The sequence below is a fragment of the Gemella haemolysans genome, assembly GCF_028308085.1.
Lineage (GTDB): Bacteria > Bacillota > Bacilli > Staphylococcales > Gemellaceae > Gemella > Gemella haemolysans_D.
The window spans coordinates 1-1,943 of sequence record NZ_JAQMFS010000048.1 but is presented as its reverse complement, the minus strand read 5'-3'; the positions used below and the strand labels follow the sequence as shown (position 1 = coordinate 1,943).

Here is a 1,943-nt window from a genome sequence, read left to right as displayed (position 1 = left end):
AAAAAGAGTCCGGGACATAAAGTATCTAGATAAGTGAAAAAAGACAATTTCTATTGAAATAATATAGAAATTGTCTTTTTTATAATTTTTTTGATTATTTTCAGCTCGTTGAGCTGTTACTTTTCTTATATTAAGTGCCATTAGCACAAATCCTAGTTCTCTTTTGGCTTTATTTATCCCTCGAACGGACATTCGAGTGAAACCCAAAATAGCCTTCATAAATCCAAAAACAGGCTCCACATCAATTTTTCTTTGACTGTAGATGGTTTTTATTTTTGGTTCTGAAAGCTTTTTATTAATTTGGGCTTTAAAATATTCCCAATTATAATTTTTCATTATTTTTTTATTCGTTTTTGAATTGTATTTCATGCACTGGTGTCTCAGAGGACATTCTGAACAATCATCACATTCATATAATTTGAAGTCTCTCTTAAACCCATATTTATCATGGCGATAGGCATATCTTTTAAAACCCAATCGCTTATTGTTTGGACAAATATATTCATCGTTAATTTCGTCATAATCCCAATTTTGAGTGTTAAAGATGTCGCTTTTATATTTTTTAGTTTTATCTTTTATAAACATACCGTAGGTTATAAGTGGTATTCGATTAAAATCATCTATAATTGCCATATAATTGGGTTCGCTACCATAACCTGCATCAGCTACAATATATTCAGGTAAATGACCGTAGGTCTCTTGAATTAAATTTAAAAATGGTATCATCGTTCTTGTATCAGTCGGATTTTGATACACATTATAAGATAAAACGAATTGAGAATTTGTCGCTATTTGTAAATTATAACCTGGCTTGAGTTGTCCATTTTTCATATGATCTTCTTTCATTCTCATAAATGTGGCATCATGATCTGTTTTAGAATAACTATTTCTATCCTTTAAAATAGATTTTTGGACGTCGTATTTATGCTTTCGCCCAGAGTAATCATTAATTTGCTTTTTGTATTGTTTAATTTTAGTTCTTTTGAGCCGTATTTGTTTTCTTATTTTAGTACATTTTTCATTATCGATATGTTGATTTAAATCTTCGATTTCTTTATCCAAATGACTACCAATCAAATCTATTTCTTCCTTTGTTAAGTCATTATCGTGATCTTTTTTAATCTCAGGTATGATTTTATTTGTTATCAATTCATGATAGAGTGCTTTAGAATCTTCATTCATTTTTGTCTCATGGTTTTGAATACTCTTTTTCCATACAAATGTATATCGATTGGCATTCGCCTCAACTTTCGTACCATCAATAAAAATGGCCTGATCATCTATAAGATGTTGTTTCAAACACTGACTATGAAATTGAATAAATAATGATTCTAATAAAGCATCTACTTTTGGATTGACTCTAAATCGATTAATCGTTTTATAAGAAGGCTTTTGATTTTGTGATAGCCACATCATCCGGATGCTATCATTAAGTAATTTTTCTATCTTACGACCTGAAAACACAGATTGTGTGTAGGCATATAGAATGACTTTTAACATCATTTTTGGATGGTATGAGGTTGCACCACGATGATGTCTGAATTCATCGAATTCAGTTTTAGGAATTGTTTCTACAATATCATTGACATGTCGTGACATATCATTTGTGGGGATAAGAACTGAAGTTTCCAATGGTAGAGTAAGTTGAGTCATGTTATAATCTTTATACATAAGGCACCTCGTTAATTTAGTTTAGTGATATTTATTAAATTATACGAAAGGGCCTTATTTTTTTAAAGTATTTCAATGTAAAATTACATATAAATACAAAGTATTTTGGCGAGACTCTTGAGGGAACAGGACAAGCTGAAGACTACAGGCTGAAGCTGTCCCCTAAGAAAGCGAGCCAACAATACGTAGTATTGTAAATAAAGAAGCCAGTAAATGAATTTATAATAAACTCATTTACTGGCTATTTTGTTAGGAATTATGTCCCAGCCTCT

Annotated in this window: 1 protein-coding gene; it reads right to left on the bottom strand. The window is 30.5% G+C overall.

Translation table 11 applies throughout. The annotated features are described in order from the left end of the window. The coding region (locus PNO30_RS03355) for an IS1182 family transposase (protein WP_049433605.1) at window positions 1–1,671 on the bottom strand (1,671 nt) is incomplete at its 3' end. Window positions 1,672–1,943 lie beyond the last annotated feature (272 nt).